29 protein-coding genes are annotated in these 25,102 nt (G+C 70.4%); 15 read left to right on the top strand and 14 right to left on the bottom strand.

Annotation, left to right across the window (positions count from 1 at the left end):
- Nucleotides 1-3 precede the first annotated feature (3 nt).
- Complete coding sequence (locus EL337_RS03730; RefSeq protein ID WP_048632245.1) at nt 4-288, bottom strand: hypothetical protein; 285 nt, start codon at nt 286-288, stop codon at nt 4-6.
- Nucleotides 289-299: 11 nt separating this feature from the next.
- Complete coding sequence (locus EL337_RS03725; RefSeq protein ID WP_048632246.1) at nt 300-1,559, bottom strand: inorganic phosphate transporter; 1,260 nt, start codon at nt 1,557-1,559, stop codon at nt 300-302.
- A gap of 224 nt (nt 1,560-1,783) precedes the next feature.
- Between EL337_RS03725 and EL337_RS03720 the strand changes: the two genes are divergently transcribed.
- The 4 genes from EL337_RS03720 to EL337_RS03705 all read left to right on the top strand — a co-directional run bounded on the left by EL337_RS03720 (nt 1,784) and on the right by EL337_RS03705 (nt 5,395).
- Nucleotides 1,784-2,107, top strand: coding sequence for a DUF3349 domain-containing protein (locus tag EL337_RS03720; RefSeq protein WP_048632247.1), 324 nt, complete (start codon nt 1,784-1,786; stop codon nt 2,105-2,107).
- Nucleotides 2,104-3,306, top strand: coding sequence for an o-succinylbenzoate--CoA ligase (gene menE, locus EL337_RS03715; RefSeq protein WP_083443061.1), 1,203 nt, complete (start codon nt 2,104-2,106; stop codon nt 3,304-3,306). The genes EL337_RS03720 and menE overlap by 4 nt, the downstream gene beginning before the upstream one ends.
- Nucleotides 3,296-3,910 carry a pyridoxamine 5'-phosphate oxidase family protein gene (locus EL337_RS03710; protein WP_048632248.1) on the top strand — a complete coding sequence of 205 codons (615 nt, stop codon included), beginning with the start codon at nt 3,296-3,298 and terminating at the stop codon, nt 3,908-3,910. Before menE ends, EL337_RS03710 begins: the two co-directional genes overlap by 11 nt.
- 138 nt (nt 3,911-4,048) lie before the next feature.
- Nucleotides 4,049-5,395 carry a hypothetical protein gene (locus EL337_RS03705; protein ID WP_048632249.1) on the top strand — a complete coding sequence of 449 codons (1,347 nt, stop codon included), beginning with the start codon at nt 4,049-4,051 and terminating at the stop codon, nt 5,393-5,395.
- Here EL337_RS03705 and EL337_RS03700 read toward each other — a convergent pair.
- From EL337_RS03700 to EL337_RS03680, 5 genes are read right to left on the bottom strand one after another with little or no spacing between them, the layout of a single operon-like run.
- A complete protein-coding gene (locus EL337_RS03700) occupies nt 5,321-5,782 on the bottom strand; it encodes a hypothetical protein (protein ID WP_048632250.1) in 462 nt (153 codons plus the stop codon). The two genes, EL337_RS03705 and EL337_RS03700, sit on opposite strands and share 75 nt — an antisense overlap.
- On the bottom strand, nt 5,779-6,882 hold the full coding sequence (locus EL337_RS03695) for a molybdopterin-dependent oxidoreductase (RefSeq protein ID WP_048632251.1): 1,104 nt from the start codon (nt 6,880-6,882) through the stop codon (nt 5,779-5,781). The genes EL337_RS03700 and EL337_RS03695 overlap by 4 nt, the downstream gene beginning before the upstream one ends.
- The gene (locus EL337_RS03690; RefSeq protein WP_048632252.1) at nt 6,882-7,508 is read right to left on the bottom strand and encodes a methyltransferase domain-containing protein; all 627 of its coding nucleotides are present in this window, start codon (nt 7,506-7,508) and stop codon (nt 6,882-6,884) included. The genes EL337_RS03695 and EL337_RS03690 overlap by 1 nt, the downstream gene beginning before the upstream one ends.
- Complete coding sequence (locus tag EL337_RS03685; RefSeq protein WP_048632407.1) at nt 7,509-8,174, bottom strand: TIGR04282 family arsenosugar biosynthesis glycosyltransferase; 666 nt, start codon at nt 8,172-8,174, stop codon at nt 7,509-7,511.
- Nucleotides 8,171-8,827, bottom strand: coding sequence for a glycosyltransferase family 2 protein (locus EL337_RS03680; protein WP_048632253.1), 657 nt, complete (start codon nt 8,825-8,827; stop codon nt 8,171-8,173). The genes EL337_RS03685 and EL337_RS03680 overlap by 4 nt, the downstream gene beginning before the upstream one ends.
- A gap of 104 nt (nt 8,828-8,931) precedes the next feature.
- Here EL337_RS03680 and EL337_RS03675 point away from each other — a divergent pair, with 104 nt between their 5' ends.
- Entirely contained in the window at nt 8,932-9,648 is a 717-nt protein-coding gene (locus EL337_RS03675) for a response regulator transcription factor (RefSeq protein WP_048632254.1), read from the top strand.
- The gene (locus EL337_RS03670) at nt 9,635-10,660 is read left to right on the top strand and encodes a sensor histidine kinase (protein ID WP_048632255.1); all 1,026 of its coding nucleotides are present in this window, start codon (nt 9,635-9,637) and stop codon (nt 10,658-10,660) included. Before EL337_RS03675 ends, EL337_RS03670 begins: the two co-directional genes overlap by 14 nt.
- A 30-nt stretch (nt 10,661-10,690) precedes the next feature.
- Here EL337_RS03670 and EL337_RS03665 read toward each other — a convergent pair whose 3' ends face one another.
- The 3 genes from EL337_RS03665 to EL337_RS03655 are packed head-to-tail and all read right to left on the bottom strand — an operon-like array spanning nt 10,691 to nt 13,674.
- Nucleotides 10,691-11,821, bottom strand: coding sequence for an NAD(P)H-dependent flavin oxidoreductase (locus EL337_RS03665; protein WP_048632256.1), 1,131 nt, complete (start codon nt 11,819-11,821; stop codon nt 10,691-10,693).
- 24 nt (nt 11,822-11,845) lie between these two features.
- The gene (locus EL337_RS03660; protein WP_048632257.1) at nt 11,846-12,892 is read right to left on the bottom strand and encodes an NAD-dependent epimerase/dehydratase family protein; all 1,047 of its coding nucleotides are present in this window, start codon (nt 12,890-12,892) and stop codon (nt 11,846-11,848) included.
- Nucleotides 12,889-13,674 (bottom strand): S-methyl-5'-thioadenosine phosphorylase, encoded by a 786-nt coding sequence (locus EL337_RS03655; protein WP_048632258.1) that lies wholly within the window; start codon nt 13,672-13,674, stop codon nt 12,889-12,891. Before EL337_RS03655 ends, EL337_RS03660 begins: the two co-directional genes overlap by 4 nt.
- Nucleotides 13,675-13,821: 147 nt before the next feature.
- Here EL337_RS03655 and EL337_RS03650 point away from each other — a divergent pair, with 147 nt between their 5' ends.
- Entirely contained in the window at nt 13,822-16,770 is a 2,949-nt protein-coding gene (locus EL337_RS03650; RefSeq protein WP_048632259.1) for an arabinosyltransferase domain-containing protein, read from the top strand.
- 18 nt (nt 16,771-16,788) lie between these two features.
- Here the strand turns inward: EL337_RS03650 and EL337_RS03645 are convergent, their stop codons facing one another.
- Nucleotides 16,789-17,001 carry a hypothetical protein gene (locus EL337_RS03645; RefSeq protein WP_048632260.1) on the bottom strand — a complete coding sequence of 71 codons (213 nt, stop codon included), beginning with the start codon at nt 16,999-17,001 and terminating at the stop codon, nt 16,789-16,791.
- Between the two features lie 42 nt (nt 17,002-17,043).
- Between EL337_RS03645 and EL337_RS03640 the strand changes: the two genes are divergently transcribed.
- From EL337_RS03640 to EL337_RS03610, 7 genes are read left to right on the top strand one after another with little or no spacing between them, the layout of a single operon-like run.
- Complete coding sequence (locus EL337_RS03640; RefSeq protein WP_048632261.1) at nt 17,044-17,925, top strand: 1,4-dihydroxy-2-naphthoate polyprenyltransferase; 882 nt, start codon at nt 17,044-17,046, stop codon at nt 17,923-17,925.
- A gap of 54 nt (nt 17,926-17,979) precedes the next feature.
- Complete coding sequence (locus EL337_RS03635; protein WP_048632262.1) at nt 17,980-18,990, top strand: AAA family ATPase; 1,011 nt, start codon at nt 17,980-17,982, stop codon at nt 18,988-18,990.
- A gap of 13 nt (nt 18,991-19,003) precedes the next feature.
- A complete protein-coding gene (locus EL337_RS03630) occupies nt 19,004-19,864 on the top strand; it encodes a DUF58 domain-containing protein (protein ID WP_048632263.1) in 861 nt (286 codons plus the stop codon).
- Nucleotides 19,854-20,327, top strand: coding sequence for a hypothetical protein (locus EL337_RS03625; RefSeq protein ID WP_048632264.1), 474 nt, complete (start codon nt 19,854-19,856; stop codon nt 20,325-20,327). Before EL337_RS03630 ends, EL337_RS03625 begins: the two co-directional genes overlap by 11 nt.
- Entirely contained in the window at nt 20,318-21,277 is a 960-nt protein-coding gene (locus tag EL337_RS03620; RefSeq protein WP_048632265.1) for a vWA domain-containing protein, read from the top strand. The genes EL337_RS03625 and EL337_RS03620 overlap by 10 nt, the downstream gene beginning before the upstream one ends.
- Nucleotides 21,274-22,197, top strand: a complete 924-nt coding sequence (locus tag EL337_RS03615; RefSeq protein ID WP_048632266.1) for a vWA domain-containing protein — start codon at nt 21,274-21,276, stop codon at nt 22,195-22,197. Before EL337_RS03620 ends, EL337_RS03615 begins: the two co-directional genes overlap by 4 nt.
- Nucleotides 22,194-22,910: a hypothetical protein gene (locus EL337_RS03610; RefSeq protein WP_083443063.1), complete on the top strand. Its 717-nt coding sequence runs from the start codon at nt 22,194-22,196 to the stop codon at nt 22,908-22,910. Before EL337_RS03615 ends, EL337_RS03610 begins: the two co-directional genes overlap by 4 nt.
- Before the next feature lie 15 nt (nt 22,911-22,925).
- Here EL337_RS03610 and EL337_RS03605 read toward each other — a convergent pair whose 3' ends face one another.
- Nucleotides 22,926-23,339 (bottom strand): ester cyclase, encoded by a 414-nt coding sequence (locus tag EL337_RS03605; protein ID WP_048632268.1) that lies wholly within the window; start codon nt 23,337-23,339, stop codon nt 22,926-22,928.
- A 77-nt stretch (nt 23,340-23,416) separates the two neighbouring features.
- On the bottom strand, nt 23,417-23,758 hold the full coding sequence (locus EL337_RS03600) for a DUF4229 domain-containing protein (protein WP_048632269.1): 342 nt from the start codon (nt 23,756-23,758) through the stop codon (nt 23,417-23,419).
- Nucleotides 23,759-23,807: 49 nt separating this feature from the next.
- On the opposite strand from EL337_RS03600, the gene EL337_RS03595 reads away from it, so the two are divergent.
- A complete protein-coding gene (locus EL337_RS03595; protein WP_048632270.1) occupies nt 23,808-23,993 on the top strand; it encodes a hypothetical protein in 186 nt (61 codons plus the stop codon).
- On the opposite strand, the gene EL337_RS03590 is transcribed toward EL337_RS03595, so the two are convergent.
- Complete coding sequence (locus EL337_RS03590) at nt 23,990-25,066, bottom strand: MinD/ParA family ATP-binding protein (protein ID WP_048632408.1); 1,077 nt, start codon at nt 25,064-25,066, stop codon at nt 23,990-23,992. The two genes, EL337_RS03595 and EL337_RS03590, sit on opposite strands and share 4 nt — an antisense overlap.
- Between the last annotated feature and the right edge of the window lie 36 nt (nt 25,067-25,102).

Below are 25,102 nucleotides of genomic sequence, written 5' to 3'. Positions count from 1 at the left end.
AGCTCACTTCTTCGGCAGGAAGGGGAACAGGTCGATGCCGGTGTGGTGGATGATCGTGGCCCGGGTGATCCACAGGACCGCGGTCAGGATCACCCAGCCCACGAACACGAACAGGGCCACACCGAGGAATTTCATCGCCGGGTTCGGGGCCACCGCGGCACCATCCGTGCCGTCGCTGCCCGCGCCGCGCGAGTACGCCACCAGGCCGAGCGCGAAGACCGCCGGCAGTCCGGCACCGAGGCTGAGGCCGATGACGAGCACCTTCAGGATGCTCTCCAGATAAGTCATCTTCAGTTTCCTTAGTTGACCGGGGTGACGGTGGCGGGCTGGGACTCGGTGCTCTGCGCCTCACGCACGTTGGCGGGGACGACCGAGTTGGTAGAGGCGTCCCAGTCGGCGTTGACGTTGCTGTGGTCGACCTTCTGCTGCTGTGCACGCCACCACATGTAGAAGGACAGACCGACCAGCACCAGGAAGATGAGCCCGTCGCCGGCCAGCGCCGCACCGGTCAGCGACTCGACCCCGTGGGACAGCCAATACGCGAGCGCCCCCACGATCCCGGCGGCGGGCAACGTGATCAGCCAGGCGACCGCCATCCGGCCCGCGACCGCCCACCGCACCTCGGCCCCCGGCTTACCGACGCCGCTGCCCAGGATGGAGCCGGTGGCCACATGCGTGGTCGACAGCGCCATACCTGCCGCGCTGGAGCTCAGAATGATTGCCGCCGAGGATGCTTCGGCGGCGAAGCCCTGGGGAGACTCGATCTCGACGAGACCCTTGCCGAGGGTGCGGATGACGCGCCAGCCGCCGAGGTAGGTGCCGAGACCGATGGCGACCGCGCAGCTGAAGATGATCCAGAACGGCAGTCCCTGCTCCTTCACGTCGCCGCTGAGGTGGCCGGTGGTGATGAGCGCGAGGGCGATGACACCCATCGTCTTCTGCGCATCGTTGGTGCCGTGGGACAGCGCGACCAGCGACGCCGTCGCGATCTGACCCCAGCGGAAGCCTTCGCGCCGCCTGTTCTGCGCCACCTTGCGGGTGAGTCGGTACACCAGCCAGGTGCCGCAGGCGGCGACCAGGCAGGCGATCACCGGCGCCGCGACGGCCGGGATGAGGACCTTCTGCGTGACGCCCGACCAGTTGACCCCCGCGGTGCCCAGCGCGGCGAGGCCGGCGCCGATGAGGCCGCCGAACAGCGCGTGCGACGAGCTGGACGGGATGCCGAACAACCAGGTCAGCAGGTTCCAGAGAATGCCGCCGATCAGGCCGGCGAAGATGATCGTCAAGCCGGTGGACGCGTCGATCGACGGCAACAGCGAGCCCGTCTTGCTGTCCTGCACCTTGAGCACCGAGGTGGTCACGGTGACGGCGACCTCGACCGACAGGAACGCGCCGACGAGGTTGAGCACACCGGCGAGCAGGACGGCGGTCTTGGGCTTCAGTGCACCGGTGGCGATCGACGTCGCCATGGCATTCCCGGTGTCGTGAAAGCCGTTGGTGAAGTCGAATGCCAACGCGGTGACAATCAACAGCACCAGGACGATCAGCTCAGCGCTCATGGCGCTAATTGTGGGGCGCCGCTAACTATTTTGACTAATTTTCGCGACGCCGTGTTCGCGTCGCGACGTGCTGTTTCTCCTGAGCTGGCGATGCTGTTCATCTGATGTTCATCTTGCGGGCGGCCCTCGTTGGCCAACTCCGCTCACAGGACATTGCCAGCTTGGCTGGGACTACTATCGGCTACTCGAAAGGCACCGTTTTCCGGCCCGTGGGAGTAGGCGTTGTGACCAAGTTTCTCGCCAAGGTCGTGGCCTGGATCTCGGCCGGCTACCCCGAGGGCGTGCCCGGCCCCGACCGGGTACCGCTGCTGGCGCTGCTGCGCAGACGGCTGACCGATGACGAGGTGCGGGCCGTGGTGCTCGAGCTCACCGCCGGTGCCGAGTTCCGCGATTCCACCGGCGAGATCGACCCCGTCGACATCGGGGTGTTGATCACGCAGGTCACCGATCAGCTCCCCTCGCCCGAGGATGTCGAACGGGTCCGCGCGCGGCTGGCAGCGCAGGGCTGGCCCCTGGACGACCCGCGCGACACGGAGGAGGACCGATAGCCGTTCTGCGCGCCGTCGGGATCGACGCGGGCGCCGGTGCACTGGCCGCGCTGCCACTCGTCGACGACGTGCTCGGCGGTCGGCTCAGCCTGCTCCCCGTACCCGCCGGCGATCCCACCCAGACCGCCGCCCTGACAACGGCTTTGCGCGCCGGCGAACCGATCGACGACGCAGTCGGCGTGGTGCTCTCCACGTCCGGGACGACAGGCACCCCGAAGGGCGCGATGCTGACCGCCGCAGCGCTGGTCGCCAGTGCGGACGCGACGCACCAACGACTCGGCGGACCGGGATGCTGGCTGCTGGCCCTGCCCGGCTACCACGTGGCGGGGTTCCAGGTGCTGGTGCGCAGCGCGGTCGCGGGCCGCCGGCCGGTGGCCGTTCCCGCGTCATTCGAACCGTCCGCACTGACGTCGGCGATCGAGGAGATGGGGCCGGGCCGGCGCTACGCCTCGTTGGTGGCCGCCCAATTGGACAAGGCATTGCGGGACGACAGGGCCGCCGACGCTCTGGCCGGTCTGGACGCCGTGCTGATCGGCGGTGGGCCGATGCCTGCGGGGATCGCCGAAAGGGCCGCGCAGGCAGGTGTTCCCGTGGTGCGGACGTACGGAATGAGCGAAACCGCGGGCGGCTGTGTCTACGACGGCGTCCCGCTGCGCGGTGCCGCGGTGCGGATCGACACCGGCGGCCGGATCTCACTCGGTGGCCCGATGGTCGCCATCGGATACCGCAACCCGGCCACGCCGGACCCGTTCGCCGAGCCGGGCTGGTTCCGCACCGATGATGTTGGCGCTGTTGATGATTCCGGTGTCCTCCGGATTCTCGGTCGCGTCGACGACGCCATCAGCACCGGCGGCCTGACCGTGTACCCCGGTGTCGTCGAAGCCGCGCTGGCCACCCACCCCGCCATCGCCGAGTGCGCGGTGTTCGGGGTGGCCGACGAACGGCTGGGCCAGCGGGTGGTGGCCGCGGTCGTCGTCGCCCCCGGCTCGTCGGTGACGTTGCCCGAGTTGCGTTCTCACACAGCCGACGCGTTGCCGTCGACCGCCGCGCCCCGCCAGCTGGAAATCGTCGACGACCTTCCCCGCCGGGGAATCGGCAAGCTCGACCGCCGCGCACTGGCCAGCAGATTCGCCGCGCCGACCGAGGGGACCGCCCACCCAGCCGACATCGACGCGCATCATGGACCCCATGAGCCGTGAAGTGACCTCCGTCGACGAACTGCGGGCCATCGTCGGACACCCGAACGCGGCCGTGGCCAACAAGGTGCGCGACCACCTGTCACCGATCGAGCAGCAATGGTTGTCGCATTCGCCGCTCGGGTTCGTCGCCACCATGGACGCCTCCGGGAACGTCGATGTGTCGCCCAAAGGTGACCCGCCGGGGTTCGTGCAGATCATCGACGAGCGGACCATCGCGATCCCCGAACGACCGGGCAACAAGCGCGTCGACGGCTACCTCAACGTGCTGGAGCGTCCCCGGGTCGGCACGCTGTTCCTCATCCCGGGCCGCGGCGACACGCTGCGGATCAACGGCAGCGCCCGCATCATGGCCGACGCCGACTACTTCGACGCGATGAGCGTGCAGGGCAAACGGCCCATCCTGGCCCTGGAGATCGCCATCGAGGAGGTGTTCTTCCACTGTGCGAAGGCCTTCCTGCGCTCGGACGCGTGGAAGCCCGAGCGCTGGGATCCCACCGCGGTGCCGAGCGTCGCGCAGCTGGTCAAGATGATGGACGCCGAAGCCGACATGGCCGAGCTGCGCAAGCACCTCGACGAAGAGAACATGCGCAAGATCCTGTACTGATGCGCATTACGGCTCTATGACGGAAGGCGCCGCCTCGGCCGCCGATTCACCAGGTCACGCTCCCTGCGAGCGTGCGTGAAGTCGCGGATTTGTCCGGCGCGTCGCCCGCAGACACGCACGCTCGCGGAAGATGGGGGCATGCGCAAGGAGGCGGGTGCGGTCGGAGTCGGCGTCGTCTTGGTGGTCGCGGCGTTCGTGGTGCCGCACCTGCACCTGGAGACGGTCACCCCGCTGCTCAACGCGACGCCGGAACGGTTCCGCGACTTCGCCGCCACGTCGCCGATCTTCGGTTGGTGGAACGCCCACGTCGGGCCGGGCACCGTGCCCGCGGTGGCGATCGCCGCGGCGGCGGTGCTGTGGGGCCCCGCGCTGGCGCAGCGGCTGCCGTGGCGGTGGCTGCCCTGGACCGCATGGGCGGTGTCGTGCGCGTGGGCGTTCAGCCTCGCGATGATCGACGGCTGGGAGCGCGGCTTCGCCGGCAGGTTGACCGCACGGCACGAGTACCTGCGGCAGGTGCCGACCATCGACGACATTCCCGAGACGGTGCGCACCTTCGCCGGCCGGATCCTGGACTTCCAACCGGATTCGTGGATCACCCACGTGTCGGGACACCCGCCGGGGGCGCTGCTGACGTTCGTCTGGCTCGACCGCATCGGACTCGGCGGCGGCGCATGGGCAGGCATCCTGTGCCTGGTGGTCGGCTCCAGCATCGCGGCCGCGCTCGTCGTCACGGTGCGCGCGCTGGCCGACGAGGACGCGGCCCGCGTCGCGGCACCGTTCGCCGCGGTGGCCCCGACCGCCATCTGGATCGCCGTTTCCGCCGACGCCTACTTCGCCGGCGTGGCGGCGTGGGGCATCACCCTGCTGGTGCTGGCCGTCACCCGCACCGCCCGATGGCCGCTGCTGGCTGCCGCGGCGTCCGGGCTGCTACTGGGCTGGGGCATCTTTCTCAACTACGGACTGGTCCTGATGGCGATCCCGGCGGTCGCGGTGTTGCTGAGCGCCGCCACCGTCCGCGCGGCGCTGACCGCGCTGGCGCCCGCACTGGTCACGGCCGTGGCCGTGGTCGTGGTGTTCGTCGCAGCCGGCTTCTGGTGGTTCGACGGATACCTGCTGGTGCAGGAACGCTACTGGCAGGGCATCGCCAGCGAGCGTCCCTTCCAGTACTGGGGCTGGGCCAACTTCGCCTCCGTGGTGTGCGCCATCGGCCTCGGTACCGTGGCCGGAGTCGGGCGGGTCTTCGACATCGCCGCGATCAGGCGACGCTCCGGGCTGCACCTGCTGGTCATCGGCGCGCTGCTGGCCATCACTTTCGCCGACCTGTCGCGCCTGAGCAAGGCCGAGACCGAACGCATCTGGCTGCCGTTCACCGTCTGGCTGGTGGCCGCGACCGCCCTGCTGCCGCGGCCCTCAGTGCGGTGGTGGCTGGCGCTCAACGTGGTCGGCGCGCTCGCCGTCAACCACCTGATCCTGACCAACTGGTAGGCGCCGCGCCAGCACGTAGTACAGGGGGACACAGATCCACACGACGGCGAGCGCGACCCACAGTCCCACCGCGTAATCCCGGTCGAGCACCGTCGGATTGTCCGGCCGCAGACCGGGCTTCGTGTAGACCGGCACCGCCAGCAGAGCCAGCACGGCACTGCACAGCGCGGCCACCGCGACCGGTGGCCGCCACCGCGCAGGCAGGAGTGTGCGTCCCGCCAGTCCCGCCGCGGCACACAGCGGCGCGAACACGAAGTCGTGCACGATCGCCGCGAGCACCGCCCAGACGACGATGCGCACGAGCGACGGGTTGCCCCACAGCAGGACAGCCCCGTAGCAGCCGACGGCGACGCCGACCAGCACCAGGACCGCCCGGACGGCGTTCACGGCACGACCTCGATACGGGTCAGCCATTTCGTCTGCAGCACACCGGGTCTCGACGGCGCGATCAGCCGGCACGGGTAGCCGTGGTCGAGGTTGAGGGTCTCCCCGTTGACCATCAGCGCGATCAGCGTCATGTCGTCACGCGCGTGCCGGGCGGGCAGCACGGTGCGCGAGTACGGGCCGGGCGGTTCCAGCGAGATCATCCGGACATCGGAATCGGGTGACGCCCCCACCTGTGCCATCAATTGGGCCAGCACCACGCCCGTCCACTCCGCGTCGGCACTCCACCCCTCGACACACGAGATGGGCAGCCGGTGGGAGGTCTGCGGTAGCGCCCTGAGCTCGTCGACGGTGAACGCCTTGGTGGTATCGCCGTTGGTCACCGTCAGGCGATAGTCCGGCGACCGCGCCGACCGCAACACGCCGGCGGCCGCCGCCGAGCGGTTGACCGGAACACCCTGCGGCCCTTCGCCGGATCGCGGGGCGAGCACCGACACCGAGCGCAGCCACGGCACGGTCTGGCCCACCGTCGCCACCGTCGCCACTGCGACGGCAATCCAGGTGCCCCGCAACACCGTTCGGCGAGACGGCGCCGGGAGCTGCCCCGTCGGCGCGTCGTCCAGCGGCTCCCCCAGCGCGCGCCGGGTGACCGGCAGTTTGACCCCGATGTGCACCGCCACCGCGCCGATCGCGATGTAGGACATGGCGTAATGCGCTGTGGGGAAGAAGAACTCGAACGCATACCAGTGGGCGATGTTCATCAGCCCGGTGCTCAGCTGGAACAGGATGGACGCCACGAGCACCAGGATCGACCCACGTTCGATCATGCGGACGGGACCGCCGATCACGGGGCGCTCGAACAGTTTCGGCCACACCGACCACAGCTTGACCACCACCAGCGGGATGGCCGCGATGCCCGACGCGACGTGAAGTCCCTGGGTGAGCCGGTAGAGCCACACCGGCCGGGTGGGCCAGCCGAACCACGGCTGCGGATGCTGGATGAAATGGCTGAGCAGGCCGGTGACGAAACACAGCCCGATTGCCACACCCAGCGCAACGCCGACGCGGGCGGTCAACGCCGCTCCCCGCGCCGAGGCCGCCATCAGGCGACCAGGCTCGCGACCACCCGGTTCCCGATCCGGTGCACGTCGGCGACCGCCAACCCGACCTCGGCGACCAACTCGGGCACGCAGTCGATGCCGACCGACGCCCAGCGGAACCACGGACCGATGGTCTGGGCCGACTCCAGCCGCACCCAGCCGACGTCGACACCCTCGGTGTTCGTGTCGAACTCGGCGAGACAGCGTCCACCCGGGCGCAGCAGCTCCGCCGAACGGCGCAGGATGCGGCGCGGATCGCCGCCCAGCCCGACGTTGCCGTCGGCGAGCAGCACCGTCTGCCACCGGCCCGTACCGGGAAGCGGCTCGAACACGTCGCGGTGCAGCGCGGGGGCACCGCTGTTGCGGGCCAGGGCCACCGCTGTCGCGGACAGATCCACACCCAGCGCCGGCAGTCCACGCTCCACCAGGTGCACGACCAGCCGCCCCGGACCACACCCCAGGTCGATGGTGGGCCCCTCGCACAGATCAACGACAGCGTTGTCGAACTCGGCGTCCGCGCCGCGGCCACCCAACCAGCTGCGTACCGGGAGGCGGCTGACCCGGCCGTCGTCGCGTCGCACCCAACATCGCTCACCGTCGAGAGCGCGGTCATAAAGCTGTCCGAACATTCAGGCCTCCCCTGCTGAAACTGTCGCGGTGGTCCGGCGAAATCGTGACGTCGGCGCGCAGGCGTCGCGCACCTCCGCGATGTCGTCGATGGTGTCGACGTCGGCCAGTTCCTCGGTCAACACCACGTCCAACCCCGTGCGCTGCAACGCGGCCAGCGTCAGCGCCCCGGTGTCCGGAACCGACATCGGCACGTCGCGCAGGCACGCGGCGGCTGCCGCGTCCCGGATACCCAGCACCCACCACCCGCCGTCGCGGGCCATGCCCAGCACGGCATCGTGCCCAACGAGGCGACGCGCGCACCGCGCGAGGCCCTCAGGGTCGACCTGCGGGGTGTCCATGCCGATCTGGACGACGGGAAGTCCCCGCGCGGCGTCGAGGTGTGCGTTGGCCAGCCGTTCGGCGAACCCGTCGCCCCGCTGCGGTAAGACGACGAAATCAGCCAGCCGAGAACGGATTTCGTCCGACCGGCACGCCTCGTCGAGGTTCCCGGTCAGCGCGACCACCCGGGCGGCCGCCGGACTGGCGGCCACCGCGTCCAGCGTGTCGAGCAATGCCGCGGCGGCGATGTCGGCGGCGGTGTCGTCACCGAGGGTCGCGGCCAACCTCGTCTTCGCCAGCCCCGGAACCGGCGCCTTGGCGACGACCAGCAGACACACCTCCGTCACGAGATCGCCCGCCAGAAGTCCCACGCCGCGATCGCACTGCCCCGCACCGAACCGCTGACCTTCGACGTGCCACCCGTGCGGGGCCCGTAGGCGACGTCGCGTTCGGTGACCGTCCAGCCCGCCTGCGCGGCGCGCACCAGCAGCTCCAGCGGGTATCCCGAACGCCGGTCGGTGATGCCGAGCGCCAGCAGCGCGTCGCGGCGGGCCACCCGCATCGGCGCGATGTCGTGCACCGGGAGACCGTGGCGGGTGCGCAACCGCCAGCACACCGCGGCGGTGCCCAGGCGGGCGTGCCACGGCCATTTCAGACCCGGCGTGCCCCGCCGCCGACCGATCGCCATGTCCGCACCCCGTTCGACGGCGTCGACCAGCGGCGGCAGCTCCCCCGGATCCAGCGAGCCGTCGCCGTCGAGGACGGCTACCAGCGGGGTCTCCGATGCCAGCACCCCGGCATGGACCGCCGCGCCGTAGCCCGGCGTCCGTTCGCTCACCACCTCGGCACCGTGCCCGCGGGCGACGTCAGCGGTGCCGTCGGTGCTGTTGTTGTCGACCACGAGCACGCGGTAACCCGCCGGAATCGCGCGCAGGACACCAGGAAGGGACGCCGCCTCGTCGAGACAAGGCAGCACGACGGTGACGGCAAGCGCAGGCATATCTGTCCCACCGTAAGCCAGCGCCGCAGGTCAGGCGCTGCACAACACTGACGAAACCGTGACATCAGTGCTGGTAGCGGCTGTGCCGCGCTAGCCTCGGTGTGATGACCCGAGTGCTGATCGCCGACGACGACGGCGTCGTCCGCGACGTCGTGCGTAGATACCTGGAGCGAGACGGCCTTGACGTGTCCACCGCGCACGACGGCACCGAGGCGCTGCGCCTGCTCGGCTCCCAGCACATCGATGTCGCGGTGCTGGACGTGATGATGCCTGGTCCGGACGGTTTGTCGCTGTGCCGCAGCCTGCGGCAGCGCGGCCACAGCGGGGGCTACGGGATGCCGGTGATCCTGCTGACAGCCCTCGGCGAGGAGGACGACCGTATCGCGGGCCTGGAGGCCGGTGCCGACGACTACCTCACCAAACCGTTCAGCCCCCGTGAGCTCGCGCTGCGCGTCAAGTCGGTGCTGCGGCGCTCGCCGTCGGCCGTCGGGGTGCAGCCCGTGGACATCACGTCCGGCGATCTCACCGTGAGCACCGCGTCGCGCGCCGTGACGGTCGCCGGCCAGCCGGTGAACCTGACCAACCGCGAATTCGACCTGCTGCTGTTCTTCCTGACCCACACCGGAGCCGTCTTCACCCGCGAGGACCTGCTCAAGCGGGTGTGGCATTGGGACTTCGGTGATCTGTCGACGGTCACCGTGCACGTCAAGCGGCTGCGCTCCAAGCTCGGCGACCGGCATCGGGTGCAGACTGTGTGGGGTCGCGGCTACATGTGGGTCGCCGAGGAATCACCATCCGGGCGGCCGGATGCCGACAGCTGACTTCTGGGAGATCATCGGCTGGGCGCTGGCCTGCTCGGTTCCGGTGGTCCTCGCGGGTGCCGCGGTCATCCGACTGGCGAGGACGTGGTCGCTGGCCGTGAGCATGGTCGCGCTCGTGCTGATTCCGGTGCTGGCGACTCTGGCCGGGGTGATGGGCGCGAGCGGCTTCATGATCACCGAGACGTTCGAGCAGACCGGTGTGGTGCTGGTCATCGTGTCGATCGTGACGATCCCCGCCGCGGTGATGCTGGGCCGCTACCAGGCCCGGCGCACGGTGTGGGAGGCCGAGATCCGCGACTCCGAACGCTCCGCCGAGCAGTCGCGCCGCCGCCTCGTCGCGTTCGTCAGCCACGACCTGCGCACCCCGCTGGCCGGCATCCGCGCAGTGTCGGAGGCGATTGCCGACGGAGTCGTCTCCGATGACGAAGTGCGGGTGCACGCCAAGCACATCGAGAACGAATCGATCCGGCTCGCCGAGATGGTCGACGACCTGTTCGAGATGTCCAAGATCAACGCGGGCGCCCTGACCCCGTCCTTCGACAAGGTCGCGCTCGACGAGGTGGTCGACGACGTGCTCGCCGCGCACCGCATCGCGGCCGAACGTGCCGGGGTGCAGCTCACGGCGAATCTGCCCGCGCAACCGGTGCGGGTGGTCGGCAGTGACCGCGCCCTGGTGCGGGTGCTGTCGAATCTGGTGGCCAACGCGATCGCCCACACGCCGTCGGGCGGGCGGGTCGAGCTGGCGCTGGGTGCCGACGAGAACAGCGCGTGGGCCCGCGTCGACGACACCGGGGTGGGCATCGACGAGGCCGACCTGCCGCGGGTGTTCGACGTGGCCTACCGCGGATCGAACAGCCGTGTGCCGCGGGCGGATTCGTCACTGCCCAGCGGATCCGGGCTGGGCCTCGCGATCGCTGCCGGGCTGGTGCAGGCGCACCGCGGCACGCTGTCGGCGCACAACCTGCCGACGGGCGCCCGCTTCGAGGTTCGCCTGCCGCTGGCCGTGGACTGAGCTCGCGCCTGGCGCAGATGGGCGCAGAGGTCAGCCGGGCAGTGAGCTGCTGAGGCGCTCGGCGGCGGCGACGTAGTCCTCGATGAACTCGCGCACCACCTCGCGCGCCGGCTTCACCTTGTTCATCAACCCCACGCCCTGGCCCACGAAGTACGTAGCCAGCGCCTGCGCACCCTCGTGGCCCTGCGAGGCCAGCACGTCGATGCGACGGATCACCGGCTCGCACAGCATCGACTGCAGCGGCAGGCCGAGCGGCTGATGCCCTTCCTTGGCCGGCGCCCACGCGTTCGTCCAGTCCGAGACCAGCTGCCGCGACGGCTTGCCGGTACGCCCCGCCGAACGCACGGTGTCGCGTGAGGACGCGGCCAGCATCTTGGCGACCGTGTGCGGGGCGGTCTCGGCCTCCTCGGTGGTCAGCCACACCGATCCGGTCCATGCACCGGCCGCGCCCATCGCGACCATGCCCGCCATCTGCCGTCCGGTGACGATGCCGCCCGCGGCCAGCACGGGAGTGTTGTCGCCGAGCGAGGCCAGAGCTTCCAAGACCTCCGGGACGACGACGAGCGTGCTGACTTCGCCGCAGTGCCCACCGGCCTCGGTGCCCTGCGCGACGATCAGGTCCACGCCGGCGGCGGCCTGCTTGATCGCGTGCTCCTTGGCGCCGACCAGCGCGGCGACCGGGATGCCTCGTTCTTTGCCCGCTTCGATCATGTAGTCCGGCGGCACACCGAGGGCGTTGGCGATCAGCTTGACCGGATGGGTGAGCGCGACGTCGAGGAGCTCGCGGCCGGTATTGCCGGACAACGAGGATCCGCCCAGGCGGCGGTTCGGCTCGGGTTCGATGTCGTGGGCGCGCAACAGATCGTCGACCAGGTCGCGGTAGGCCTGCGGGATGCGGCCGGCCAGATCGGAGCCGGACAGCTTCTCGCCCTTGCCCTCGAACTTGGCGGGCACGATCAGGTCCACGCCGTAGGGCTTGCCGCCGACCGCCTCGTCGATCCAGGCCAGCTCCTGGTCCAGCTGATCCGGCGAATAGGCGGTGGCACCGAGCACGCCGAAGCCGCCGGCATTCGTCACCGCGGCCACCACGTCACGGCAGTGGCTGAACGCGAAGAGCGGGAAGTCGATACCGAACTGCTCACACAGCGCTGTGGAAGTCATGGGTCCAGTATGGCTTGACGCGTGTCAAGAAGTCTTCGGAACCCCTCGCAGCGGCGCCGTCGCGAACTCGCGCAGACCGTCGGCCGGGTCGACCGCCGCCCGGAATCCGAGCACATCGGCCGCGCGGGCCGGGTCCGCGACGATGTGGCGGACGTCGCCGCTGCGGTACTGCCCGGTGACCACCGGCGTGACGTCACCGCGCGTCTCGCACAGCGCGGTCGCGACGTCCAGAATCGACACCGGCTTGCCGGAGCAGACGTTGAACGCCTCGAAACCGTCCAGCCCGGCCTCCACCGACGCCACGTTCGCCGCGGCGATGTCGTCGACGTGCACGAAGTCCCGCATCTGTCCGCCGTCCTCGTACACCTTTGGCGCATCGCCCTTTTCGAGGGACGACCGGAAGATCGCGGCGACGCCCGAATACGGGGTGTCGCGCGGCATGCCCGGCCCGTAGACGTTGTGGTAGCGCAGCGCCACCACCGACCCGCCCGTCGACTCACTCCACGCCAGCGCATAGTGCTCCTGGGCGACCTTGCTCGCGGCGTACAGGCTGCGCGGACGCAACGGGGCGTCCTCCCCGACCAGTGCCCAGTCGACCTGCTCACCGCCGAGTGGGCAGCGGTGATCGAACATGCCGGCGTCGAGGTCCTCGCGCGTCCTCGGCGGCGGCTCCACGTCACCGTGGTCGGGGCATACGAAGCGGCCCTGCCCGTAGACCACCATCGAGGACGCCAGCACCAGCCGAGTGCAGCCCGCGGCGAACATCTCGGCCAGCAGCACCGCCGTTCCGTAGTCGTTGTGCGACGCGTAGGACGGGCTGTCGGCCGCGTTGACGCCTGCCCCGACGACGGCGGCCTGGTGGCAGACCACGTCGACGCCGGTGAGCGCGTCGGCGACCGCCGCGGCGTCGCGCACGTCGAGGTCGCGGACGTCGTCGGGCACCGTGGCGCCCTCGCCGTGTGCGGCAGGCAGCATCGCGTCCACCGCGACGACGTCGTGGCCGGCGTCCGTCAGCTGGGCCCGGATGCGGGTGCCGATGAACCCGGCCGCGCCGGTGAGCAGCACCCTCACGGAAGCTCGAAGGGCAACGTCACGCCGTCGTGCGGCCGGCAGTGTTCGCAGGTGGTCACGCCGGACGTACCTGCTGCGTTCTCCAAAGCTTCGCGCACCAGTTGCTTGAACGGCACCAGGTTGCGCTCGAATTCGGCGAAGACGTCCACCGCCTTGACTCCCTGCCCGGTCTCCACCCCGGCGTCCACGTCGGTAACCAAAGCGATTGCCGCATAACACATCTCAAGTTCCCGAGCCAACACCGCCTCGGGGTAGCCCGTCATGTTGACCAGCCGGAACCCCTGGTTGGCGAACCACTGACTCTCGGCGCGCGTCGAGAACCGCGGCCCCTGGATCACCACCATGGCGCCGCCGTCGACCACACCGGGCAGCGCGGTCACCGCGGCGCGCAGCGACGGGCAGTACGGGTCGGCGAACCCGACGTGGATGCCGCCGGAGTCGAAGAAGGTGTCCGACCGCCCCGAGGTCCGGTCCACCAGCTGGTCGGGCACCACCATCGAGCCCGGTCCCAGCGCCGGATCCAGGCTGCCGACGGCGCAGGGTCCGAAGATGCGCCGCACCCCGAGCGAGCGCAGCGCCCACATGTTGGCCCGATACGGCACCGTGTGCGGGGAGAACTCGTGGTTCGCACCGTGCCGCGGCAGGAACGCCACGTCGTGCCCGCCCACCGTGCCGACGGTGATCGCCCCGCTGGGCGCGCCGTAGGGGGTATCCAGGTTGACCGCCCTGGCATCGGGGCCGAAGAACGAGTAGAAGCCGCTCCCGCCGATCACGCCTAACACTTCATCGCTCCTCGCGTCCGGACCATCCGACCATTGTGGAGCATCCCGACCCCGCCCCGACGGTGACGATGCCGTGACGTCCCGCGCTCCGCCGACCCGGCACGCCCGTCAGTGGGCACGCTGTCCAACGACTCTATGCGGCCCCTCATGTCGAACCACCAGCCCTGGATCGCCCTACTCGTCGGCCTGACCGGTGTGGTGACCGCCCTGGCGCTGCCCTTTGCTCCGGTGCTCACCGAGACCACGACGGTGACCTGGCCCGTCCCCGGTGAGGCCGCCGCCTCCAGCACAGCCCTGGTGGTGCCGTACCGGCCCGACGACCTCACCGCGACGATTCCGTGTACCGCGCTGCGGGCGGCCGCCGCACAGACGCCGCCGGCCACCGTGCTGGCCACCGGCACCTCGGGCACGGGGCTGGTGGTGACCGCGTCGACGCGCGGTGCGGAGCTGTCGTTCGGCGGCCGCGAGGAGACGCTGGTCCTGCCCGCCCAGCCGCGCGACTGCCGGATCGTCGTCGAATCGGTGCCAGGCGGCATGTCCATCCTCGGGGCGGACGGCCGGGCGACCTACCTCGACGGTGAGCCGGTTCCCGAGGTGTTCGGGTTCCGCACCGACCTGGAACCGGCGCAGACCGCCGGACTATCGGTGACCGTGGTGACCGCGGGCCCGTTCGCCACCACCCCGACGGTCGGCAAGGCCGTGCTGGTCGCGATCCAGCTGCTCACGGCGGTCCTCGCCCTGATCCTGCTGCGCGGTCGCGGCCCACCCGCGCGGCCTCGGTGGCGATGGCGATGGCGACGGGCGTGGTGGACCGACGTCGTCGTGGTGGCGGCGCTGTGCGGGTGGGCCGTCATCGGCCCGCTGGCCGTCGACGACGGATGGGCGACGACGATCGCCCGTAACGTCGCCGCGACGGGAAACCCCGGCAACTACTACCGCTGGTGGGACGCCGCGGAGGTGCCTTTCGCGTTCAGCCAGCAGCTTCTCGCACCGATGACCGAGATCAGCATCGCCCCGCTGTGGCTCAGGTTGCCGAGCACCGCGCTCGCGGCGGCGACGTGGTTCGTCGTGAGCCGCGGCGTACTCGGGGCGGCGCTGCCTGGCACTTCGGGCACCGCCCGGGTGCGGGCGCTGGCCGCCGTCTGCCTGCTGGTCGCGTGGTTGCCCTTCAACCTGGGGACCCGACCGGAGTCCTACGTGGCGCTCGGCGTGGCCGCGGCACTCGCGCTGGCACTGCGGGCCCGCACCCCGCTTGACCTCGGCTGGTTGGCCCTCGTTGTCGGGCTGACTGTTCCGGTCAGCCCGAACGGCGTGCTGGTGGCCGCGCCGATCCTTGTCCTGCTGCCCCGTCTGCTCGCAGCGGCCCGCGCGACGGCACCGAGTCGAACATACGTCGCGGCGACCGCGGCACTGGTGTGTTGCGTTGGCTGCGTGGGATTTTCGGTGATCTTCGCGGACCAGACGTGGGATGCGCTCGTCACCGCCACCGACTGGCACACCTACTTCGGACCCTCGCTGCCCTGGTACGAGGAGCCGGTCCGGTACGAACACCTGCTGCAGGGTGACCAGCAGGGCAGCTTCGCCAAGCGATTGCCGGTACTCGTCGCGGTCGCCCTCGTCCCGGTGGTGTGCGCGTTGGGCATCCGGCGGCCTCGCGACCCGCTGGGCACGGCGGCGGTGCGGCTGGCCGCGGTCGTGGTGGCCGCATTGCTGCTGCTCGCGGCCGGGCCGTCGAAGTGGTCGTACCACCTCGGGGCGCTCGCGGGTGTGTTCGCGTCGTTCACGACGGTCGCGGTGATCCTGCTGGTGCACCGCGCGCGTGCACCCGACCGCGTCGTCGCCGCCGTCGGCCTCGCCGGCTCGGTCCTGCTGGCCGGCGCCGCCGCGCTGGCCTTCGCCGGCCCGAACGCCTGGTGGATACCCGCGGTCTACGACCTACCGTGGGCGGCGGGCCCGGTGCAGCCCGGCGGTGTGCCGCTGCACAACCCGCTGCTGTGGGCCGGACTCCTGGCCGCGGGAGGCCTGACGGTGGTGCTCGTGCTGCGCCGCGTCCGGGCAGCGCAGATGTGCGCGCTCGGGCCGGCAGTGATGACGCTGGTGGCCTTCGGGACGCTGCTGGCCGTCCTGGTGGGCACGTTCGCGACGGCGCCGCTGCGCCGGTCGTCGGGCTCGCTCGCGATGGTCAACCTGAACCGGATCTCCTCGGACCGGGTCTGCGGGCTGGCCGACGACATCGAGGTGCTCCCCGACGGCGCGGTGCTCACACCGGCGGAAGCGGGCGGAGAGTCATCCGGTTTCACCGCGATGACCGGTTTCTATCCGGGCGCGCCGCCACCAGATCCCCCGGGTGTCAACACCTCGGAGTTCCTGTGGGGCAGCAGGGCATCCGGGCCCCACACCACCGGCGACATCACCACCGGATGGTTCGCCCTGCCGCCACTGGCGCCGGATGCCGGAGTGGCCCTGTCGATCTCGGGCCGGGGCACAGTGACACTGGAGTTCGGCCGGTCCGACACGGCCGGCGTCGCCGTGCTGGGGGCCGCCGCCCCCGTCGACCGGCCGGCAGCCGACGAGGATCCCACTCGCCCGCTGTGGCGTTCGGTGGGTGTCGACGCCGCCGACGTTCCTGCGGGCGCGGACCGGGTGCGCATCCACGCCGTGGACGACCGCACCGACGACGCGGGATGGCTGGCCTTCACCGGTCCGCGGCTGCGTTCGATCGTTGCGCTCAACGACTTTCTGGCCGACCGGGGACCGGTGCTCGTCAGCTGGCCGCTGGCGTTCCTGTTCCCCTGCGTGCACGACATCGCACGGGTGTCCGGCGGCGTGGCACAGACCCCGCGCACCGTCATCGAATCCCCGCGACCCTGGCTCACCGACGACCGCAATCCGGAGATCGGCGGGACGTTCGCCGGGCTCGCGATGTTCGGCGATCTCAACGAAGTACCGAGCAGGCTGGTCGGACATCCCGAGGTGGACTGGGGCTCGGTGGTGGTCTCCGCCACCGGGATCGCACGAGACAACTACGCGCGCACCACAACCCGCTCGGTGGTGTGGGGCATCGGGGCCACCCGGGCCCAGCGGCCCGCGCGCTGACCGTCGACTACTCGTCGTCTACTCGTCGTCGGGGTCGGCGATCCGCGCCGCGCGCTTGGCGCCGTCACGAATCTCGAAGACGTCGGTGGCGAATCCGCCGATGGCGTTCGCGACATCCTTGACGGCCGAGGTGATGATCGACGTCACCTCGCCCACAGCTGATGCCCCCGCCCCGACGATCTCCTGCACCGCATCCTTACGGATCTCGGCCTTGCTCAGTCGGTCGTCCATGCGCTCAGTCTGCCACGGTCGGCACCTGCAAGACTGACCGTCGTGGCCAGTATCGCCCAGTGGGTCGAGGGTGCGCGTCCCCGCACGTTGCCCAACGCCGTCGCGCCCGTCATCGCAGGCACCGGTGCCGCCGCGTGGCTGGATGCCGCGTCGTGGTGGAAGGCGCTGCTGGCCCTGCTCGTCGCGGTCGGGATGATCATCGGGGTCAATTACGCCAACGACTATTCCGACGGCATCCGCGGCACCGACGACGTGCGGTCCGGGCCACTGCGGCTCGTGGGTTCGAAGCTGGCCACACCGAAGTCGGTGCTGGCCGCCGCGGCAGTGAGCCTGGGCATCGGTGCGGTCGCCGGCCTGGTACTCGCGTGGTTCTCCGCACCGTGGCTGATCGCCGTCGGTGCGGTCTGCATCGCGGGGGCGTGGCTCTACACCGGCGGTTCCAAGCCGTACGGGTATCTGGGCCTCGGCGAGGTCGCGGTGTTCGTGTTCTTCGGCCTGGTCGCCGTGCTCGGCACCCAGTACACCCAGGCTTTGCGAATCGACTGGGTCGGCGCGACGCTGGCTGTCGCGACAGGTTGCCTGTCCTCGGCCGTGCTGGTGGCCAACAACCTGCGCGACATCCCGACCGACGCGGAGTCGGGCAAGATCACGCTGGCGGTGCGCCTGGGCGACGCGAAGACGCGGGTGCTGTTCCAGGCGCTGCTGGTGGTGGCGTTCGCGCTGACCCTGGTCCTGATGGCCGCGACGCCGTGGTGCGCGGTCGGCCTGGTGGCGCTGCCGCTGGCGGTGCGCGCCGCCACACCGGTGCGCACCGGGCTGGGCGGCAGGGAGCTGATCCCCGTCTTGAAGGACACCGGCCTGACGATGCTGGTCTGGGCGGTGGCGGTCGCCGGCGCGCTGGTGTTGTCGACGACCTGGGGGTGACGCCGTCGTGCTGCGACGGTTTGCACGCCGAAGTCGCGTGGTACACCCCGCCAGATGACTGCTGCGCCCATACCTCGTGAGTCCGGCTCCCCCGCCGACGCCGAAACGGCCAGACGGATCGTCGCGGCCCTGTCGGAGGCGTTTTCGGCCAAGGTCGTGGGCCAGGAACACCTGCGGGAGACACTGCTCATCGGCCTGCTGACGGGCGGGCACATCCTGCTCGAGAGCGTGCCCGGCCTGGCCAAGACCACAGCGGCCCGCGTCATCGCCGAATCCATCGACGGGCAGTTCCGGCGTATCCAGTGCACTCCCGACCTGCTGCCCAGCGACATCATCGGCACGCAGATCTACGACGCCACCACCACGTCGTTCGTCACCCAGCTGGGTCCCGTGCACGCCAACGTGGTGCTGCTCGACGAGATCAACCGCTCCAGCGCCAAAACCCAGAGCGCGATGCTGGAGGCGATGGAGGAACGCCAGACCACGATCGCGGGCACGGAATACCCGATCCCGGAGCCGTTCCTGGTGATCGCGACGCAGAACCCGGTCGACCAGGAGGGGACCTACGCGCTGTCGGAAGCCCAGACCGACCGCTTCCTGCTCAAGGAGATCGTGCGGTACCCGTCGCCGGAGCAGGAGGTCGAGGTGCTCACCCGCCTGGACGCCGGGCTGTACGACAGAGGCCACCACGCACGGCCGGTCGCCACCCTCGACGATGTCCGTCACCTGCAGCAGGTGACCCGGCACGTGCACATGAGCCGCGACCTGATGCTCTACGCCAGCCGCCTGGTCGGAGTCACCCGGGACGCGGGGAACTACCTGCCCAGCAACCTGGCCCGGCTGATCGAGTACGGCGCCAGCCCCCGCGCGACCATCGCGTTGTGCACATCGGCCAGGGCACTCGCCGTGCTGGCAGGCCGCAACCACGTCATCCCCGGCGACATCGCCGATCTCGCGCACCGCGTCCTGCAGCACCGGCTGATCCTCGGGTTCGAGGCCGCCAGCGCAGGCGTCACCCCCAACAGGGTCATCGACGCCGTCCTGCAAGCGGTCCGGGTCCCCTGAGCGGCGGCACATAGTGGGCACGCACCTCAACAGGGCACGAGCACACTTCGGCACCGACACCCGCGGCATGCTCGAAGGTGGACGCCATGCGCTGTTACACACCCGCACAATGGAATTCGACGAGCTACGGCCCTACGTTCCGGGTGACGACGTCCGCGATATCGACTGGAAGGCCTCTGCCCGCTCAGCCAGCGTGCTGATCAAACGCTTCGTCTCCGAGAAGCATCACAAGGTCCTCATCGTCGCCGACGCGGGCCGTAACATGCGGGCCGTCACCCCCGGCAATGAGACGAAAAGTCAAGTAGCACTTCATGTCATGGGTGCGATCGGATTGATCACGCTGGGCCGCGCCGACGAGATCGGGCTGGTGTACGGCGATGGCCGCGGCAGCCTGCGGGTGCGTCAGCGGCGCGGCGAGAACCACATCGAAGCCATGTTGCAGAGCTACCACAGCCACGCCGGGCAGCACGGACCGAGCGACATCGTCTGCCAACTGAACTATGTGGCCACGCATTACCGGCATTCGATGCTGATCGTCGTGATCTCTGACGAACCCGAACCCGACGACCGCCTCGACGACGCCCTGTCCCGGCTGACGGCGCGCCACGACGTGATGTGGGCGATGGTCGCCGACCGACCCGCGACGGATGTGCGCGACGGCGGCTACGACGTCGCGACCGGCAGACCGGTGCTGGGTGCGGCCGCCGCGGACCCGCGGGTGATGGCCGCCTACCGGCGTTCCGAGGAGCGACGCGCCCAGCGGCTGACGGAGTTGCTGACCGGCAATGGTGTTCCGCATGTGACCGTCGCCAGCTCCGCGCAGATCCGCACCGGCGTCACCGAGATGACGAGGGTGTGGTCGCGTGCCGGATGACCTGCTGAAGTTCGTCAGCGGACCACCGGGCTACTCGACGCAGTGGCTGTGGCTCGGCGTGGCGCTGCTTCTGGTTGTGATCGGTTGGTACGCACTGGTTCTCATTGCGACCATGCCGTCGCACCGGCTCCGGCGGATGCCCTGGGTCAGGGGCCTGCACGCCCGTCTGCTCCGATACCGCTTCGCCAGGGCCGTCCGGGCGATCACCGGCCGGCACCGCGACGGCGAGCTGTCGGCCGAGCAGGCCGGCGCGGCATTGAGCGCCACCCTGCGCAGCTTCCTGCATCAGGCCACCGGCGAGCGGGCCCAGTACATGCAGCTGCGTGCGCTTGCCGCAAGCGATCTCGCCGCGGCGGCGCCGGTGCTGGAAGCACTCGGTGAGGCACAGTTCGACAGCGCCTCCACCGCCGACGTCGGACTGCTGGGCGAGCAGACCGAAGAGCTGATCCGCACGTGGAGCTGACCTGGTGGCCGGTGGCCGCGGCTGGGCTGGGCGCTCTGGTGCTTGCCGTGGCGCTGGCGCTGCTGCTGCCTGTCCGGGGCAGGCAGGACCGTCAGGTCCCGCTGGCCAACACCGTCCGGCTCACCCGGCTGCCGGAGTACCGGGCCGTGGTGCGCAGGCAGACCCGGGTCACCGCGGTGGCGCTGGCGCTGCTGATGCTGCTGTTCACGGCGACCGCATGGGCCAGCGCGCGCCCGACGGGAACGTTCTGGGACTCTGACGCCGCACCGCCGCGCGAGGACATCATGCTGTGCAGCGCGGCACCCGTCACCGACGAGGCCAGCGGGCAGTTCCTCGGCTACTTCGCGCGCGCAGCCACCACGTACGGCTCCGAACGCATCGGTCTGACGTCGCTGAACCGGCGGCTGATCCCGCTGACCCGCGATTACCAGTTCGCCGCCGGCCGGCTCGCCGACTTCGCGCGGGCCGCGCCGACAGCGCCGCCGTTCGTCGCGCCGATCGACTACGACGACTATGCGCCGACCGTTGCCGACGTACTGGCCCTGTGCCTCACCGGCTTTCCCGGCTTCGAGACCGCCGGCGACACCCGACGGTCGCTGGTCTACCTGGGGCCGGGGGCACTGCGATCCCCGGACGACAGCAGACCGTCGCTGTACACCGACGCCCAGGTGACCGAGATGGCGCAGCGGGCCGGCGCGCAGATCAACGCGATCGCGACGCCCGGTCGCGAGACCGAGTCGCTGAGCGCGCTCACCGGTGCGACGGGGGGACAGTTCTTCCGGTACCAGGCCGCCGACATGTACGCTGCGCTCGACGCCATTCGCGCCGCGACGCTGGCCGCATCGTCGGATCGCGCCGACTCCAGGGAGGACTCCCCCGCGGTGGCCCTGATTGCCGCGCTGGCGCTGGCGGCACTGCTGGGCGTATCGCTGATGGCGGTGCGGCGATGACGTTCGAGCCGGTGCTGCCCCCGCTGCTGCTGGCCGTGATCGCGGTGACGCTCGTCGTGCTGCGCGCGGTGGCGCTGCGCGGAGCTGCCGCCACGGGCAGCGGCGCGCTTCTGCGGTGGTCCACCACCACTGTCGTGATGCTGCTGGTGCTGCTCGCCGCCGCACGCCCCGTGACGGGGTCGTCGACCCAGTCCGAGCCGGTGCAACGTCCCCAGGACGGCGCGAACGTGTACTTCGTCGTGGACAGGTCGGCGGACTCTGCGATCCCCGATTTCGGCGGTGCACCACGGATGTCGGGCATCCGGGACGACATGGCGGAGCTGATCAGCGCCCATCCGGGGGCACGGTTCGCCGTGATCTCGTTCGCCTCACGGCCCGCCATCGACTGGCCGCTGTCGGCCGACGCGTGGAGCCTGACGCCGGTGGTCGAGACGCTCAACCCCTATCCCGGCCCGACCGCCGCCGGCACCGAGGTCAACGCGGGCGCGGCCGCCAACGTGTTGCGGTATCAGCTGATAGCGGCCGGCCAGCAGTATCCGCAGGCGCCGAATGTGGTCTATTACCTGGGCTCGGGTGCCGCAGAGTCCACCGTGACGCAGGGGGTGTTCGACACCGGCGGCATCGACGGCGGAGCGGTGCTCGGCTACGGCACCGGGAGCGCGGGAGGAAACTCGTTGCGCAGCATCGCCGATCAGCTCGGCCTGCCCTATGTGCAGCGCGCCGCCGGGGAGGCGCTTCCCCGGATCGGGGTGGCGGAGGACCAGCCGATGACCGACGCGGTGGACCCCGGGACGCCGCGCCGCACCGAACTGTACTGGGCCCTGACCATGCTTGCCTCGCTGCTGCTGATCAGTGAGATCTACCTGACCACAAGGGATCTGCTGCGCGCCAGGGCCACAAGGAAGGTGGTGCTGCCGTGACCCACGTACCGGCCAGGGTGCGGATGCGACGACGGCTGCTGGTGCTGTCGGCGCCTGTGGCGATCGTTGCGCTGGTGCTGGCGGTGAAGCTGATATCGGTGGTGGTGATCGGGGATTCGGCGCAACGCCACTTCGCCGCCGGTGAGATCGGCGGGCTGCGGGACGATGTGTCGCTGCTGCGGATCCTCAACGTCGCCGAACCGGCCAACGCCGCGTTCGCCGCGGGTGGGCTGGCAGTGCTCGAAGACCGGCTCGACGACGCCGACGCGCAGTTCTCCGCGGTCCTGGCGCGCACCGACGCGAGCCAGTCGTGCCCGGTGCGGGTCAACCTCGAGCTCGTCAGAGAACGCCAGGGCGACATCGACGCCTGGGAGGCGCGGCTCGACGTGGCGCGCCAGCGCTACGACAGCGCGCTGTCGGTGATCGCCGACGCCCCCGACGGCTGCTTCTCCGGCAACGACGACCCCGATGCCGACCGGCGGGCCGTCCGCGCCGATGCCGCCGCCCGGGTCACGGCGAAGATCAACGGCCTGGGGACGGTGGCACCCCTCGCGCCACCGCCACCCCCGCCGCCGGCCGCTGCCCCCGCGCTCCCGGCCGCGCCCACCGAGGTGCCCGATCCGGGCGAGCTGCCGGATACGCGCACCCTCGACGTCGGCGGCGACCCGCTGGAGGCGCTGCAACAGCTGTTGCGCGACGCCGCAGCGGGTTGACCGCCCTCGGGCAGGTCAGGAGCGGGCCGCGCCCGCCCAGTACTCGACGATCTTGCCGTCCGAGATTCGCAGCAGATCGTTGCCGGTGAACCGGGCGGGCCCGTGCTCGCCGGAACCCGTGCCGATCCAGCGGGCCGCGATCATGTCGCCGTCGCACATCGGTCCCACCTCAACGACGAACCGGAGTTCGCGCAGCGTGCTCCTGGTGTCGTCGATGACGGCCTGCAATCCGTCGGGTCCACGCACGTCGCGGGTGGGCCAATGCCCGACGAAGTCGGGCGCCACCAACTCTGCGGCGATGCGCCGCCCGGCCCACAGTTCGTCGATCCAGCGGCGGTAGAGCCGCCGGCCGGTCGCATCCCTGTGGTTGCTGATACCTCTGTGACTACTGGTGCCCGCGGGACGGGCCATCACCTGCGGATTGGTCATGTGACCCGGGTTACCCGGCAAGCGGAATAGCCAAGCAGGTAAATGCCCTATTCAGACGCACAAACCCGTTTGCCGGGTCAGGTGTCGGTCGGCGCTGCCGTTCCCGGACCCGCGGCGGGATCGCCGGCCCCGCGCAACCGCGCCTGCAGCTGTTCGCGGTCGCGACGGCGACGCTCGTCGATCACGGCGATGCTCGCGGTGGCGCGGCGCCGGAGCGGACTGAACACCCAGATGCCCAACGGCAACGCGATGACGATGGCGAACAGGAGCGCGATCACGATCGGGAACTCCCGGATCCCGATCAGCGATCCGATGCCGAGGATGACCGCCGTCGTGACGACCACCAGGGCCAGGCGCGCCCCGATGTAGGCGAGCACGTCCAGGTACAGCCGGGATCCGGTCCGTGGGTCATCTGACACGAATCTGAGCCTACCGATGACGCGTATATTGACAGGAAGGAGGTTTTGAGTGGCTTATCTGCTCCTGATTCTTGTCCTGGCCGCACTGGTCTACCTTGGCTGGCGGGCGGCACAGATGTATGCGAATCGACCGCGCACCCGGGTGATCGGACCCGACGACGATCCGGATTTTCTGCGACGGATCAACCCGAGCGACGACCAGCCGCGGCCCGAGACCGAAGGTCCCGCCCGCTAGCTGACCGGGCCGCCCTGCCTGCGCGCGCCGGGGAAGCCCTCGGACACCGTTGCGGCCAACTCCAGCAACGACTCTCGTGTCTCGGCGCGGAGCCGGTCCAGGCCGATCTCGGCGCCTTCTTCGAGATGCGGATCGAACGGCACCTGGCACACCGCACGGCAACGCCTCGTGAAGTGGTCGACCACCTTGTCGAGATCGACCTTCGCCGAGCCCTTGGCGCCGCCGCCGAAGCCCTTGCCACCTTTTCGGGACCGCGACCCCACTCCGTTGATGACGGCGATCGAGTTGCGCACGAGGTCGTCGTGACCGTGAGCGTCGAGCCAATCCAGCGTCGCCGACGCACTACGCGCCCCATCCACCGACCCTGAGCTGATGATCACCAAAACGTCAGCTTTGTCGATGATCGCCGACATCGCCGAGTGCAGCATGCCGGTGCCGCAGTCGGTGAGCAGCACACTGTAGAAGCGTTCGAGCACCTGCACCGCACGCGAGTAGTCGGCGGCGCTGAACGCCTCCGACACCGCGGGGTCGCTTTCGGAGGCGAGCACCTCGAGCCGGCTGGGTCCCTGCGAGGTGTACCGGCGGACGTCGCGGTACGCGGAGATCCCCTCGGCGTCGCGGAGCAGGTGCCGCACCGTGGCGGGCGTCTCCAGCGGCACCTTCTGGCTCAGCGTGCCGCGATCGGGGTTGGCATCCACGGCGATCACGCGGTCGCCGCGGACCGACGCGAACGTCGCCCCCAGCGTCGCGGTGATCGTCGTCTTGCCGACCCCGCCCTTCTGGGACATCATCGCGATCCGGTAGCAGCCCCGCACCGGCCGCTGTGCCTGCGCGACGAGAGCGTTGTGCCGGACCACTTTCGCGCCGTCACCGAGGTCGACGAGCCGGCCCGATCCCCGGTAGAGCCACTTGCGCCAGCCGGCCGACGGACCGCGCGTCGCGGTACCGAGCAGTGCGACCGTCGACGGGTCGAGGTAGGGCGCCGCGTCGGCGCCGCCACCGTCTGCCGGCATCACCGGGGGGGTACCGCCCGGAGGCGTCGGTGCGGTCCATTCGGCGGGCACCGGCGCCATCGGATCAGAGAATCGCAGCTGCGCGCGGAATCCGCC

Source organism: Mycolicibacterium aurum (assembly GCF_900637195.1).
Classification (GTDB): Bacteria; Actinomycetota; Actinomycetes; order Mycobacteriales; family Mycobacteriaceae; genus Mycobacterium; species Mycobacterium aurum.
The sequence above is the reverse complement of the archived record's forward strand: the minus strand, read 5'-3'. Positions and strand labels throughout refer to the sequence as shown.